The sequence below is a fragment of the Pseudoalteromonas sp. S558 genome (genome assembly GCF_005886635.1).
GTDB classification, from domain to species: Bacteria; Pseudomonadota; Gammaproteobacteria; order Enterobacterales; family Alteromonadaceae; genus Pseudoalteromonas; species Pseudoalteromonas aliena.
On the sequence record NZ_PNDU01000131.1, the window covers coordinates 1 to 13,467 of the forward strand.

The window sequence follows — 13,467 nt, forward strand, 5'->3', positions numbered from 1 at the left end:
TAGCCCACTAGGTTACAAACCTCGCGCCACGATTAAATGGTCCCTAGTTAGAACAAATTTTAATCCTGAAAGGTCAACAGGCCCTAGCGACGGCTCATAAACGCGAGTTTTTCGATTAGGCTTATGTCTTGCTCATTTTTAAGTAATGCGCCAAACATGGGCATTAAACCGCCTTTTTTTGCTTTATCGTGCAGTGTTTTAGCGTCTATGTCTTCTGCCATTAGCAGTTTAAGCCAGTCGAGTAATTCGCTGGTAGAAGGTTTCTTTTTAAGGCCGTTAGCTTCACGCAGGTTAAAAAACACTTCGAGTGCTTGGCGTACTAAATCTTGTTTAACGTTAGGATAGTGTACGTCAATAATTTGCTGCATTTCATCGCTGCTAGGAAAATCAATGTAATGAAAAAAGCAGCGGCGTAAAAAGGCGTCCGGCAATTCTTTTTCATTATTTGATGTGATGATCACAATAGGGCGCTCTTTTGCGACAATGCGCTCATTAGTTTCGTAAACATGAAACTCCATTTTATCAAGCTCAAGTAGTAAGTCGTTTGGGAATTCTATGTCGGCTTTGTCTATTTCATCGATTAATAATACAGGGCGTTTACCGTTAAGCTCTGCATACGTAAATGCTTGCCAAAGCTTACCTTTAACGATGTAGTTACCAATATTATGTACGCGCTCGTCACCTAATTGGCTGTCGCGCAGACGCGACACTGCATCGTACTCGTATAAGCCTTGCTGCGCTTTAGTGGTCGACTTTATGTGCCATTGAATAAGCTCGGTATCTAAGCTTTTAGCTAACTCTTCGGCCAGCATGGTTTTACCTGTGCCGGGTTCGCCTTTAATTAAAAGTGGCTTTTCGAGCATAATGGCAGCATTTACAGCTTGTTTAAGCGCGCTACTCGCTATGTAATTGTCAGTTGAATTAAATTGCACGGTGTACCCTTGTCTGGTCTGAGCAGTAAGTTATTTTGTTATAATGCCATAGTTAAACGGCAGGTCCAAGGTATGCAAAACGCGGTATGGTTTTACCGTCTTTTTCGATTGTTTCGTTAAACATACTCAATGGGCGCGCCCATATGCCAAATTCACCATAGAGTGCTTGGTAAATCACAAGTTGCTCTTGCGTTTCGCTATGAGTAGCTTGGTATAAAATTTTGTACTGTGGACCTTTATAGTGTTGGTATATGCCTGGTTTGAGGGAAAGTGGTTTTATTGCTGTAGTCATGTTTTGATCTCTTGTATAATTTGGCTTTGCACTTTTAATGCTAACTAATTTGCCAACACTATGAACTATATTTCTTTAGATGATTACAAAAAGGCGTGGGTTTTTCGCCATAAAGACTTACCTGTATCTGATGATGACGCAGCAAAAATTAAACCTATGAGCGACGAGCGCGCGGCTGTACTTTGGACAACCATGGTGAGCCGTGAGTTTGATCACCCTGATTTTTTTGAAGACACTGACTGGTGTGGTCAAGAAAAGAGCTTTAGCCAAGAAGTAGATTGGCAAGATGCGTGGGAAAATGGCGATGCACTTCCACCAGAGAGTATTTTAACTTTTTTAGATTGGGAAGCTAATACCACGGTTTATTTTTGTATGGCGCGCGATAATATTATCGAAACAACCTTTGATGTATTTAAACGCAATTGGCAAAATTTTATGTTTTTAGCTGATGGCAGTTTGTTAATTGGTAAAAAACGCAATACGGTTGTGCAATTTTTAGAATCAGGTAAAGCTAAATTAGGTGAAAAGCCAAGCGCTTAAATTAGTATGTAATGCTTAAAAAGTATTCAGTACTGTGCTATAAAACACTTATCTATTTGTTTTGAGTACAGCTTTTGGTCGCGAAAAATCAGTCACTTGGTGCTCAGCAACAAGTTGAAATTTGGCAAACTGATGCACAAAAAGTGTTGTATGCGCAATTGTGCAATGCGTTTTATCAGCGTGAGGTTCAGCGTTTAGTTGCAGAGCCCAATGCTGATAAACTGCGTCGCCAGTTAAAAAGCCTACCTTATTATATTGAGCGAGCAGCGACGTTAGTTGCCAATGGAGATTCTCCTTTTACGCTGGACTCACAAAATGGCTCTTGGCTTGAAAAGCAAAAACCGACCCCACCCGATGTGAATGTTCAAGCTAATGAACTTTTTTATCAAACACATGCCAAAGTGGGGCTTATAGTGCCCGTTGTGTTACATGACTTTGAGCAGGTGCGTCTTAGAATAGACAGTATTGATCAGTTAGGTGACAATAAACTGCATTGCAATGAGCTTGGCTGGTTTGATTTTTTAGGTAACGGGCTCGAACAGCAAAGTGCGCAACTATTAAAGCCAAGTAAGGTGAGCTTAACCGCTGCATGTTGTGGGCATCAATGGCAATTTTCGAAACGCTGTTTGCCTCGCGTTTTATCACTACGCGAAATGCTTTTAGCAGGTAGTATTAATTGGCGTAATTTAAAGCGCCCCCTAGCTTAAATAAAGCGAGGTTTTTAGGGTTTTAAAATAAGGAGTGTTAAATGCGTATTTTTCAAGTTGGCTTACTGTGCTTAGCACTGTTTGTACAATATAGATTATGGTTTGGGCATAATGGCGTACAAGACTACACACAACTAAAAAGTGCCGTAGCATCGCACCAACAAAGCAACGAAAAGCTTATCAAGCGTAATAAAGTACTTACCGCTGATATAGAAGATTTAAAGCTCGGTCAAGAAGGTATTGAAGAGCGTGCACGTAACGAATTAGGAATGATTAAACCGGACGAAACATTTATTCGTGTTTTACCGGGCAAACAATATGACAAATAAACAGATTATTGCTGCAATAGTACCCGCAGCGGGTGTTGGCAGTAGAATGCAGCACAATGCGCCCAAGCAATATATACAGTTAGCGGGCAAAACTATTTTAGAGCATACCTTAGCTAAACTTTCTCAATTACCTCAATTAAGCACTATTGTTGTTGCCCTGAGCGACAGTGACCCCTATTTTGATGAACTCCCACTTGTTGATAATCGCATTGTTCGTGCCAGTGGTGGGAAAGAGCGAGCCGACTCAGTGCTCAATAGCTTACTTTTTTTAGCGCCTAACCCACCTACATGGGTTTTGGTGCACGACGCTGCCCGTCCGCTAGTTAATATTAGTGATATAGAACGTTTAATTGATGAATGCATAAGCGCTAATGAAGGTGGCATTTTAGCTAGCAAAGTAAAAGACACCATAAAACGTGGCGATACTCATGCTTTGCAAACTGTACCACGAGATGATTTATGGCAAGCACTTACCCCGCAGTTTTTTAAATATGATGAGCTTAAAAATGCACTTCAAAACGCATTAGCAAGTGGGGCAACTATTACCGATGAAGCCAGTGCAATTGAATGGGCCGGCAAACCGGTAAGGCTTGTAATAGGGCGTAGCGATAATATTAAAATAACCACGCCAGAGGATTTAGATTTGGCTGGGTTTTTACTACACAAACAACAAAACGAGAGTGCATTATGATACGAATTGGCCATGGTTTTGACGTACATAAATTTGGCGGCGAAGGCCCGTTAACTATTTGTGGTGAAAAAATTGATTACCCACAGGGCTTTTTAGCGCACTCCGATGGTGATGTTGCTATTCATGCATTATGCGATGCTATTTTAGGCTCGCTTGCAATGGGTGATATTGGTAAGCACTTTCCCGATACGGCAAGCGAATATGAAAATATCGACAGCCGTATTTTACTTCGTCATGTGGTGAGCTTAGCTAAAGAGCAAGGTTATGTACTTGGCAATGGCGATGTAACTATTGTTGCACAGGCGCCAAGAATGCTGCCGCATATACAAGCTATGCGCGCTAATCTAGCCAGTGACTTAAATTGCGACCTTTGCCAAATTAATGTTAAGGCTACAACCACAGAAAAGCTTGGCTTTGAAGGGCGCAGGGAAGGTATTTCGAGCCATGCAGTGGTAATTATGAACAAAGAATCAATGAGTACAAAATCCGCATGAGCGATTTAAATTATTTATACGGTGCGCCGCTTTCTAAAGCTGACTTTAAAACCACTGCTGAAGACTTTATGGTGGATGAAGACCTAGGGATAGAATTTACCGGCAGTGGCGAACACGTGTGTTTGCAGGTGGTTAAAAAAGGCGAAAATACGCAATACGTCGCAAAGCTAATTGCGCAGCGCGCAGGTGTTTCACCGCGAGACGTAAGTTACGCAGGCATGAAAGATCGCCACGGTGTGTGCTCGCAGTGGTTTAGTGTAAAAGTACCGATTAAAAAGCCTATCGATTTTAGCGATTTAAATAGCGAGAGTATTTTTATTGTGTCGCAACAGCGCCACGACCGTAAATTGCGCACGGGTTGCCACAAAGGCAATAAATTTACTATTACGCTTCGTAATGTTACTCAGCCGCTTGATATTTTATGTCGTATTAACGCAGTGCGCGCAGGTGTGCCAAATTACTTTGGCGAGCAGCGTTTTGGGCATGGCGGTCATAACTTAGTTATGGCTGAAAAAATGTTTGCCGGTGAGCGAATTCGCGATAAGAAACTGCGCGGTATTATTATTTCAGCAGCGCGGTCGCATGTATTTAATCAATTAGTGAGTTTGCGTGTTAAAGAGCATGGTTTAGCTAAAACAATGCACCGTGAAGTATTTATGCTTAGCGGCAGTAATGCATTTTTTGAAGATGCAATTAACGATGAAAATATAGAACGATTAGCCACTGGCGATATTGTGATGTCGGCACCCATGGTCGGTAAAAGCGAAAAAGGCCTAACTGAACAAGAAAAAATATGGCTTGAACCTTTCCAAACATGGTGTGATGGTTTAGGTGAGCTAGGCCTTAAAAATGAGCGCAGAATGCTGCGCTTAATCCCACAAAACTTAGCGGTAGAAACATTAGACGAAACCACTTTAAAACTAAGCTTTGGTTTACCAAAAGGGTGTTTTGCAACCGCATTATTACGCGAGCTGGTGGATTATACAGATGCAAGCCCACGAGAGCGCAAAGAAAAGGATAATGACATAAATGAAGATACTGTTAAGTAACGATGATGGCGTAAATGCCAAAGGTATTGCGGTTTTATATCAAGCGCTCACTCAAATTGCAGATGTAACGCTTGTTGCGCCAGATCGCAATTGTAGTGGCGCAAGTAATTCTTTAACACTAATGAACCCATTGCGAGCAACTAAGCTCGAAAACGGATTTATGTCGGTTAATGGTACCCCTACAGATTGTGTACATTTAGGTGTAAATCAGTTGGTTGATGAAAAACCAGATTTAGTTGTTGCGGGTATTAACCATGGTGCCAACTTAGGTGACGACACGCTGTACTCTGGCACCGTTGCAGCTGCAACAGAAGGACGTCATTTGGGCTTACCAGCCATCGCGGTATCACTTTGCTCACACAATGGTGAACACTTTGAAACAGCCGCTGCGGTTACCGTTAATATTATTAAAGGCTTGGCCTCGCATCCGCTGCCTAAAGATCAAATTATAAATATTAACGTGCCAGATATTCCATTAAGTGAATTAAAAGGGGTGCAAGTAACACGCCTCGGTGCGCGCCATAAAGCCGAAACGATGACCAAACAAACCGATCCCTGGGGTCGTGATATTTTTTGGTACGGATCGCTTGGCACAGAAAGCGATGCCGGAGAGGGTACCGACTTTTATGCAATTAATAATGGTTATGCATCGGTGACACCACTAAGTGTTGATATGACGGCTAAAGAGAGCTTAAAAGCGGTAGGAGACTGGTTGGCTGATTTGGAGATTAATCGTGCTCGCTAATTACACGCGCAGTGCTCAAGCGTTATCTGATTTACTTAAGCGTGAAGGTGTTGAAGATGCGCAAGTACTCAATGCGATTGCCCAAATTCCGCGCCATATTTTTATTGATGACGTTTTAAAACATAAAGCGTATGAGAATACTGCACTGCCCATTGGACAAGGGCAGACTATTTCTCAGCCTTATATTGTAGCGCGTATGACTGAATTACTTCGCCTTGCGGGTGCTTGTAATAAGATACTGGAAATTGGTACCGGCTCTGGATATCAAACGGCGATATTAGCTAAAACCTTTACAAAGGTATATTCAGTTGAGCGTATAAAGGCGCTGCAATGGCAAGCTAAAAGGCGTTTACAGCAGCTCGACCTATATAATGTCACGATGAAACATGGTGATGGGTGGCAAGGCTGGCAATCACAAGCGCCTTTTGATGGCATTATAGTGACAGCTGCAGCGTCTAAAGTTCCACAGGATTTACTCGCTCAGTTAGCCGATGGAGGCGTGTTATTAGCGCCCATTGGTGAGAGCGATCAAAAATTAATAATGGTTATTCGCAAAGGCGATAGCTTTACAGAGCATGTGATTGCTCCCGTTAGATTTGTGCCGTTAGTGCCAGGCGATATTGAATAGGAATTTATTTTGAAGTTGTTTACTAAGTTATACGATATGGCCCTTGTATGGGCAAAGCATCGCCATGCCGAACGCTATTTAGCGGCAATGAGCTTTGCCGAGTCTGTTTTTTTCCCGATTCCACCCGATGTAATGCTAGCGCCTATGTCGCTTGCGCAACCTAAAAAAGCATGGCGTTTTGCAAGCTTTGCCACTATCGCCTCAGTTGTTGGCGGTATAGTTGGTTATTTGCTTGGTTTTTGGTTATTTGAACCCGTTGTTGAGCCACTTATTGCACATATGCACTGGCAAGAAAAATTTGATATTGCGCTAAATTGGTTTAAAGACTACGGAGTGTGGGTTGTATTTTTAGCCGGTTTTTCACCTATTCCTTATAAGGTTTTCACTATTGGCGCTGGCGTTTTACAAATGGCATTTTTGCCTTTTTTAATCGCATCAGCAGTAGGGCGCGGTGCGCGATTCTTTTTAGTTTCAGCTTTAATGAAATGGGGCGGAGTTAAAATGGAGCAAAAATTACGTCAATATGTAGAGATACTTGGCTGGGGATTAGTTGCATTAATCGCTATAGCGTACTTTTTATTGCGCTAAGCTTTATAAAATAACTTTTTTAACACAAGGAGCTTAATACGATGAATAAACAAATTAAATGTTATGTTGCTTTATTTATTAGTATTTTGCTCTTTGGTTGCTCATCTCGTCATGTTCCCGCACCCGTTAGCAGTCTAAATAATAATGTTAATAAACATAACCATAAAATTAACATTGCTGGTGATTATTATAAAGTGCAAAAAGGAGACACTTTATATTCTATTGCTTTTAGTGCTGGAAAAGATATTAGAGAAATAGCGAAAAACAATTCAATATCATCACCTTACATCATTTTTCCTGGGCAAAGAATATCGCTGAAACCGGCACCAGCAGAAAAGAAAAAGCGTAAAAAATATACGTATTCAACTAAAAAGTCTACAAAAAAAGCACAAAAAAATAACAATAAATTAAAAAAAGAGCTTGATCGCCCAAAACAACGAGAGTATGTTCAGAAACAAGCCAGTAACAAAGTTAGCAATAATAAGTATTTGTCGAACGGTAAAGTGCAGTGGTTTTGGCCAGCGAAGGGTAAAATTACGAAACGCTTTTCTAATAAGGAAAACGGCTACAAAGGCTTGCAGATTGCTAATAAAAAAGGGGCTTCAGTTTTAGCTGCGGCACAAGGAACGGTGGTGTACGCGGGTAACGCTCTTAGAGGTTATGGTAGTTTAATCATATTGAAACATAATGATGATTATCTAAGCGCTTATGCACATAACTCAAAATTACTTGTTAAAGAAAAGCAGAAAATTAAGGCAGGTCAAAAAATAGCAGAAATTGGTAATTCAGAATCTCCGGTCACCGCACTTCGCTTTGAAATTCGCTACCGAGGGCAAGCTGTCAATCCTGCTAAATACCTTCCCTAATTTTTAGGTATTGATAATTGCTCTGGAGAAGGCTTATGGCTAACACTGCAAAACTTGACACAAACAATACGAATGACGAAAAGTTTGATGACACCGCCGTTGAAGAAACAACATCACTACTTGAAAAGGTAGACGAAGAAGATATTTTTGCCAAAGAAGAAGTCACTAAAAATTTAGATGCCACACAACTTTATTTAGGCGAAATTGGTTTCTCTCCACTATTAAGCGCAGAAGAAGAAGTATTCTTTGCCCGTAAATCTTTAAAAGGCTGTGAAGCCTCACGTAAACGCATGATTGAAAGTAACCTGCGTTTAGTTGTTAAAATTGCACGCCGTTATAATAACCGTGGCCTTGCCTTACTCGATTTAATTGAAGAAGGGAATTTAGGTTTAATTCGCGCTGTTGAAAAGTTTGATCCAGAGCGTGGTTTTAGATTTTCTACTTACGCTACGTGGTGGATACGTCAAACAATTGAACGTGCCATCATGAACCAAACACGTACCATTCGCTTACCTATTCATGTGGTTAAAGAACTTAACGTATATTTACGTACGGCACGAGAATTAACGCAAAAACTTGATCATGAACCAACCGCCGAAGAAATCGCAGAGAGCTTAGACCGACCTGTTGAAGACGTGACTAAAATGCTACGTTTAAATGAAAAAATAGCCTCTGTTGATATGCCTATTGGCGGTGAAAACGACAGTGTGCTACTTGATATTATTCCGGATGAAAAAAGTTTTGGTCCTGAAGGCGAAGTACAAAATAACGATATTAATAAACATATTATTGATTGGTTAGGGGAGCTAAACCCAAAACAGCGTGAAGTATTAGCGCGTCGATTTGGATTACTTGGTTATGAACCTTCGACACTTGAAGATGTAGGTCGCGAAATTGGTTTAACGCGTGAACGAGTAAGACAAATACAAGTTGAGGCATTGCGTCGTTTAAAAGACATTTTGCAACAAGAAGGGTTAAGTACAGATAGTTTGTTTAATCAATTCTCGTAACTATAAAAGCGGTACAAACTAGAAAAGATTATGTGTGTTAAAAAGCCGAAGGATTTATTCTTCGGCTTTTTTATGTTTTATACAAAGTAAATTTAAAGCAATGCTTTTAGTTTATATAATAAATCGTGCGCTTGGCGTGGCGTTAAATTGTCAGGTTCGATAGCACTTAACTGCTCTTCTATTTCAGAAGGCGTACTTTGTACGGCCTCGTTGTTAAAAGTAAATGCTTGTTGCTCTGTATTTGGCGCCGTTACGCTTTGATGGTTTTCAAGTAATTTAAGTTTTTGTTTTGCTTGCGCAATGACTGCTTTTGGCACCCCTGCGAGAGCTGCTACTTGTAAGCCAAAACTTTTACTTGCTGCGCCATCAAGTACGGTGTGCATAAAGGCGATTGTATCGTTGTGCTCTATGGCATCAAGGTGCACATTTACCAGACCAGCTGTTTGCTCTGCAAGCTCTGTTAGTTCAAAGTAGTGTGTTGCAAATAATGTTTTTGCAGATATTTTTGATGCTAGATGATCGGCTGTTGCATACGCAAGCGAAAGCCCATCATAGGTACTTGTCCCGCGACCAATTTCATCCATTAATACCAAAGACTGCGCCGTGGCGTTATTTAAAATAGTGGCTGTTTCGGTCATTTCTACCATGAAGGTTGAGCGCCCAGAGGCTAAATCATCGCTAGCACCAATACGTGTAAATATGCGATCGATATTGCCAATTTTAGCGCTGTCTGCAGGTACATAACTGCCAATGTGAGCCATTAGTACAATAAGTGCTGTTTGGCGCATATAAGTTGATTTACCGCCCATGTTTGGGCCGGTAATAATCAACATTTTACGTTGGCTGTTTAATTCAACAGGGTTAGCAATAAACGGTTCTTTCATTACTTGTTCAACAACAGGGTGACGACCTTGCTTAATGCTTATATTGTCGTTATCGCACAGTTCTGGTTTTGCATAATTGAGTGCAAATGCACGCTCAGCTAAATTATTTAATACGTCTAAATCAGCCAGTGCGGCGGCCATCATTTGTAACTGTTCAATATGTGGAGCAATAAATCTAAACAACTCCTCGTATAGCTGCTTTTCAAGCGCTAAGGCTTTTGATTGGCTGCCAAGCACTTTATCTTCGTGCTCTTTAAGCTCTGGGATTATATAACGCTCGTTATTTTTAAGCGTTTGGCGACGAATGTAGTCGGCGGGTACTAAGTGCGCGTTGGCACGGCTTACTTCAATAAAGAAACCATGCACGCGGTTGTAACCAATTTTAAGCGTACTAATACCCGTACGTTCGCGTTCACGCAACTCTAGTTGATCAAGTACATCAGTAGCGCCTTTGCTTAAGTTGCGCCATTCATCAAGTTCACTGTTATAACCTGAGGCAATAACGCCACCATCACGAATAAGTACAGGCGGATTTTCTATTACAGCTTGCTCTAACAATGCTTGTAAATCAGGGAGTTCAGGCGAGTGCTTGATAATACCCGCTATACGAGGGTCGTTAGCGTCAGCTAATAAAGTATGTAGCGGCGCAAGCGCTTGTAATGCACTGCGCAGGCGAGTTAAATCGCGTGGGCGAGCTGTGCATAAAGCTAAGCGCGCAATAACACGCTCTACATCACCAATCTCTTTTAGTGATTCGTGTAATTCGCCGCACAATTGTGCATCTAAAATAGCGCTAATTGCATTTAAGCGAGAACTTAGCTCATCTTTATTACGAATAGGTGTATGTATACGGCGCTTAAGTAAACGGGAGCCCATTGGGGTTGCTGTTTTATCAAGTACTTGGGCAAGTGTATTTTCAAACCCGCCAGATAAATTAACGGTCAGTTCTAAGTTTTTACGCGTTGCTGCATCTAAAATAACAGCGTGTTCGTTGTGCTCAAGTGTAATAGCACGAATATGTGGCAGTGCAATACGCTGCGTATCTTTTACGTATTGCATTAAACAACCGGCAGCAACAAGTGCGCTGTGGGCTTTATCAACACCAAATCCTACTAAATCTTTAGTACCAAACTGATCGCATAATAAGTGCTCGGCCGTATCTAAGTCGAATTCCCACTCTGGGCGACGACGAGCCCCTTTTATATGCTCAATTAAATGAAAATTTTCAAAGCTTTCGCTATATAGCAATTCTGCTGGTGATAGGCGCTGAACCGTTGAGCTAAATGCTTCGTCGGTATTAACCTCTACAACGTTAAAGCGACCAGAGTTAATATCTAAGTACGCAATACCGTACAGGCCTTTTTTACTTTGCCAAACACTGGTAAGCAAATTGTCTTGTCGTTCTTGTAAAAGCGCTTCGTCAGAAATTGTACCTGGGGTAACTATACGAACAACTTTGCGATCAACGGGGCCTTTACTGGTAGCTGGATCGCCAACTTGCTCGCAAATAGCAACAGATTCACCCATTTGAACTAGGCGTGCTAAGTAGTTCTCTACTGCATGATAAGGCACGCCCGCCATAGGGATAGGATCGCCACCGGCTTTGCCGCGATGGGTTTGCGAAATATCGAGTAATTGAGCGGCGCGTTTAGCGTCGTCAAAAAAGAGTTCGTAAAAATCGCCCATACGATAAAACAATAAAATATCGCGATGCTCTGATTTTATTTTTAGATACTGCTGCATCATAGGGGTTTGTTGTTTTATAGTGTGTGGTGCATAAAGATCAAACGACATGTATTTACCCAAAGGCTGAATATGGAATTACATCAAGAGATTAAAACACTTGCTGCGCAATTAGGCGCTATTTTAACGGATAAATGCTTATGGATCACTAGTGCTGAGTCATGTACTGGTGGCGGAGTAAGTTATGCGCTTACAGATACGCCAGGAAGCTCTGCTTATATTGACCGTGCATTTGTCACTTACAGTAATCAAGCAAAGCAGGATTTACTGAATGTAAATAGTAGTACATTAACGCAATACGGTGCTGTGAGCGAGCAAACAGTACAAGAAATGGCATTAGGTGCGATTAAAGCAGCAAACGCTGATATTGCGATAGCTATATCGGGTATTGCTGGACCAGGTGGAGCTAGCGAAGATAAACCTGTTGGGCTTGTGTGGTTTGGCCTGCAGATTAACGGTAAAGCACTTACATTTAAACGAGTATTTACCGGTGATAGAGCTCAGGTTCGTCTGCAAGCTATTGTATTTTCATTAAAAACTATAATAGATGAGATAAAATAAAAAAATTAGCTTGATACTGTGATTTCATACAGTATACTTGGTTCCATTAGCTGGATTTGGAGAACAAAATGAACGATAACAAACAAAAAGCGTTGGACGCTGCACTATCACAAATTGAACGTCAATTTGGTAAAGGCTCAATCATGAAATTGGGTGATAACAAAGCGTTAAACATTGAATCTGTATCTACAGGATCATTAGGCATTGATATTGCCTTAGGCATAGGTGGTTTACCTATGGGACGTATTGTTGAAGTGTATGGCCCTGAATCATCTGGTAAAACAACGCTTACTTTACAAGTTATCGCAGAAGCACAAAAAGAAGGCAAAACATGTGCCTTTATTGATGCTGAGCATGCTCTAGATCCAGTTTATGCACAAAAGTTGGGTGTTAACATTGATGAGCTTTTTGTATCGCAACCAGATACCGGTGAGCAAGCATTAGAAATTTGTGACATGTTAGTGCGCTCAAGCGCGGTAGACGTGGTTATTATTGACTCGGTTGCTGCACTTACACCAAAAGCTGAAATTGAAGGCGACATGGGCGACTCGCACATGGGCTTACAAGCACGTTTAATGTCACAAGCATTACGTAAGCTTACTGGTAACATTAAACGCTCTAACACGTTATGTATTTTCATTAACCAAATCCGTATGAAAATTGGTGTTATGTTTGGCAACCCTGAAACTACAACGGGTGGTAATGCACTTAAGTTTTACGCATCTGTTCGTATTGATATTCGTCGTATTGGTTCTGTTAAAGAAGGCGATGAAGTTGTTGGTAACGAAACGCGCGTTAAAATTGTTAAAAACAAAGTTGCGCCGCCGTTTAAACAAGCTGAATTTATCATCATGTATGGTGAGGGTATTTCTAAGCAAGGTGAGTTAATTGACTTAGGTGTTAAGCACAAAATTGTTGAAAAAGCAGGTGCTTGGTACAGTTACTGTGGCAACAAAGTTGGCCAAGGTAAATCTAACTCGATTAAATTCTTGAAAGAAAATCCAGAAATTGCAGATGAGATTGAAGGTAAGTTGCGCGAAATGCTTTTACTAAAAGCAACTATTGAACCAGAAGATGGTGAAGATAAGTTAGGCGATGATCCAGACCTTTAAACAGTCTTAAATGAGTTTTAAGCTTGATTTGACCCGAGCTTAAAAAAAGCGCTAATCAGTAATGGTTAGCGCTTTTTTTGTCAATGGGTAAAACGTTATACCAATTTTTTAAAACATAATCATTCTAACGAATTAATACCAATTTTATTAAAAACATGATCATTCTAGCGCATTAAATAACCCACTAACTACGTTAAAAATTATTTATATAGAACAACTAGATATAAAAGTTTTTGCCTAGTTCTTGCATAATTTTCTTAACGTTAAATAGACCCAATATATATGCACAATAGTAT

General features: G+C 40.8%; 16 protein-coding genes. 13 read left to right on the forward strand and 3 right to left on the reverse strand.

Going from position 1 to position 13,467, the window contains the following annotated elements:
- Positions 1-83 precede the first annotated feature (83 nt).
- Both CWB66_RS10375 and CWB66_RS10380 read right to left on the reverse strand, forming a co-directional pair.
- Positions 84-932, reverse strand: a complete 849-nt coding sequence (locus CWB66_RS10375; protein WP_138585328.1) for an AAA family ATPase — start codon at positions 930-932, stop codon at positions 84-86.
- A gap of 52 nt (positions 933-984) precedes the next feature.
- Positions 985-1,224 carry a DUF1653 domain-containing protein gene (locus tag CWB66_RS10380; RefSeq protein WP_138585329.1) on the reverse strand — a complete coding sequence of 80 codons (240 nt, stop codon included), beginning with the start codon at positions 1,222-1,224 and terminating at the stop codon, positions 985-987.
- A 60-nt stretch (positions 1,225-1,284) separates the two neighbouring features.
- Between CWB66_RS10380 and CWB66_RS10385 the strand changes: the two genes are divergently transcribed.
- The 11 genes from CWB66_RS10385 to rpoS all read left to right on the forward strand — a co-directional run bounded on the left by CWB66_RS10385 (position 1,285) and on the right by rpoS (position 8,871).
- Positions 1,285-1,764 (forward strand): DUF2947 domain-containing protein, encoded by a 480-nt coding sequence (locus CWB66_RS10385; RefSeq protein WP_077537122.1) that lies wholly within the window; start codon positions 1,285-1,287, stop codon positions 1,762-1,764.
- A 74-nt stretch (positions 1,765-1,838) separates the two neighbouring features.
- Positions 1,839-2,471, forward strand: a complete 633-nt coding sequence (locus CWB66_RS10390; protein ID WP_138585330.1) for a hypothetical protein — start codon at positions 1,839-1,841, stop codon at positions 2,469-2,471.
- A 41-nt stretch (positions 2,472-2,512) separates the two neighbouring features.
- A complete protein-coding gene (gene ftsB, locus CWB66_RS10395) occupies positions 2,513-2,800 on the forward strand; it encodes a cell division protein FtsB (protein ID WP_138585331.1) in 288 nt (95 codons plus the stop codon).
- Positions 2,790-3,491, forward strand: coding sequence for a 2-C-methyl-D-erythritol 4-phosphate cytidylyltransferase (gene ispD / locus CWB66_RS10400; RefSeq protein WP_138585332.1), 702 nt, complete (start codon positions 2,790-2,792; stop codon positions 3,489-3,491). The genes ftsB and ispD overlap by 11 nt, the downstream gene beginning before the upstream one ends.
- Entirely contained in the window at positions 3,488-3,985 is a 498-nt protein-coding gene (gene ispF / locus CWB66_RS10405; protein WP_138585333.1) for a 2-C-methyl-D-erythritol 2,4-cyclodiphosphate synthase, read from the forward strand. Before ispD ends, ispF begins: the two co-directional genes overlap by 4 nt.
- Positions 3,982-5,034, forward strand: coding sequence for a tRNA pseudouridine(13) synthase TruD (truD, locus tag CWB66_RS10410; RefSeq protein WP_138585334.1), 1,053 nt, complete (start codon positions 3,982-3,984; stop codon positions 5,032-5,034). Before ispF ends, truD begins: the two co-directional genes overlap by 4 nt.
- Positions 5,015-5,779: a 5'/3'-nucleotidase SurE gene (gene surE / locus CWB66_RS10415; RefSeq protein WP_138585335.1), complete on the forward strand. Its 765-nt coding sequence runs from the start codon at positions 5,015-5,017 to the stop codon at positions 5,777-5,779. Before truD ends, surE begins: the two co-directional genes overlap by 20 nt.
- Entirely contained in the window at positions 5,769-6,407 is a 639-nt protein-coding gene (locus tag CWB66_RS10420; RefSeq protein ID WP_138585336.1) for a protein-L-isoaspartate(D-aspartate) O-methyltransferase, read from the forward strand. The genes surE and CWB66_RS10420 overlap by 11 nt, the downstream gene beginning before the upstream one ends.
- A 9-nt stretch (positions 6,408-6,416) precedes the next feature.
- A complete protein-coding gene (locus CWB66_RS10425) occupies positions 6,417-6,995 on the forward strand; it encodes a YqaA family protein (protein ID WP_138585337.1) in 579 nt (192 codons plus the stop codon).
- A gap of 41 nt (positions 6,996-7,036) precedes the next feature.
- Positions 7,037-7,861, forward strand: coding sequence for a peptidoglycan DD-metalloendopeptidase family protein (locus CWB66_RS10430; protein WP_138585338.1), 825 nt, complete (start codon positions 7,037-7,039; stop codon positions 7,859-7,861).
- A 35-nt stretch (positions 7,862-7,896) separates the two neighbouring features.
- Positions 7,897-8,871, forward strand: a complete 975-nt coding sequence (gene rpoS / locus CWB66_RS10435) for an RNA polymerase sigma factor RpoS (protein ID WP_138585339.1) — start codon at positions 7,897-7,899, stop codon at positions 8,869-8,871.
- Positions 8,872-8,963: 92 nt separating this feature from the next.
- Here the strand turns inward: rpoS and mutS are convergent, their stop codons facing one another.
- A complete protein-coding gene (gene mutS, locus CWB66_RS10440; protein WP_138585340.1) occupies positions 8,964-11,549 on the reverse strand; it encodes a DNA mismatch repair protein MutS in 2,586 nt (861 codons plus the stop codon).
- A 21-nt stretch (positions 11,550-11,570) separates the two neighbouring features.
- Between mutS and pncC the strand changes: the two genes are divergently transcribed.
- Entirely contained in the window at positions 11,571-12,059 is a 489-nt protein-coding gene (gene pncC, locus CWB66_RS10445) for a nicotinamide-nucleotide amidase (protein WP_138585341.1), read from the forward strand.
- Between the two features lie 68 nt (positions 12,060-12,127).
- Positions 12,128-13,171, forward strand: a complete 1,044-nt coding sequence (gene recA / locus CWB66_RS10450; RefSeq protein WP_008170234.1) for a recombinase RecA — start codon at positions 12,128-12,130, stop codon at positions 13,169-13,171.
- The last annotated feature ends 296 nt before the right edge of the window (positions 13,172-13,467 follow it).

Coding starts and splice junctions, on each gene's coding strand:
- ispD (WP_138585332.1), top strand. CDS start 2,790: ATGACAAATAAACAGATTATTGCTGCAATAGTACCCGCAGCGGGTGTT.
- ftsB (WP_138585331.1), top strand. CDS start 2,513: ATGCGTATTTTTCAAGTTGGCTTACTGTGCTTAGCACTGTTTGTACAA.
- recA (WP_008170234.1), top strand. CDS start 12,128: ATGAACGATAACAAACAAAAAGCGTTGGACGCTGCACTATCACAAATT.
- CWB66_RS10380 (WP_138585329.1), bottom strand. CDS start 1,224: ATGACTACAGCAATAAAACCACTTTCCCTCAAACCAGGCATATACCAA.
- pncC (WP_138585341.1), top strand. CDS start 11,571: ATGGAATTACATCAAGAGATTAAAACACTTGCTGCGCAATTAGGCGCT.
- rpoS (WP_138585339.1), top strand. CDS start 7,897: ATGGCTAACACTGCAAAACTTGACACAAACAATACGAATGACGAAAAG.
- CWB66_RS10430 (WP_138585338.1), top strand. CDS start 7,037: ATGAATAAACAAATTAAATGTTATGTTGCTTTATTTATTAGTATTTTG.
- truD (WP_138585334.1), top strand. CDS start 3,982: ATGAGCGATTTAAATTATTTATACGGTGCGCCGCTTTCTAAAGCTGAC.
- surE (WP_138585335.1), top strand. CDS start 5,015: ATGAAGATACTGTTAAGTAACGATGATGGCGTAAATGCCAAAGGTATT.
- CWB66_RS10385 (WP_077537122.1), top strand. CDS start 1,285: ATGAACTATATTTCTTTAGATGATTACAAAAAGGCGTGGGTTTTTCGC.
- ispF (WP_138585333.1), top strand. CDS start 3,488: ATGATACGAATTGGCCATGGTTTTGACGTACATAAATTTGGCGGCGAA.
- mutS (WP_138585340.1), bottom strand. CDS start 11,549: ATGTCGTTTGATCTTTATGCACCACACACTATAAAACAACAAACCCCT.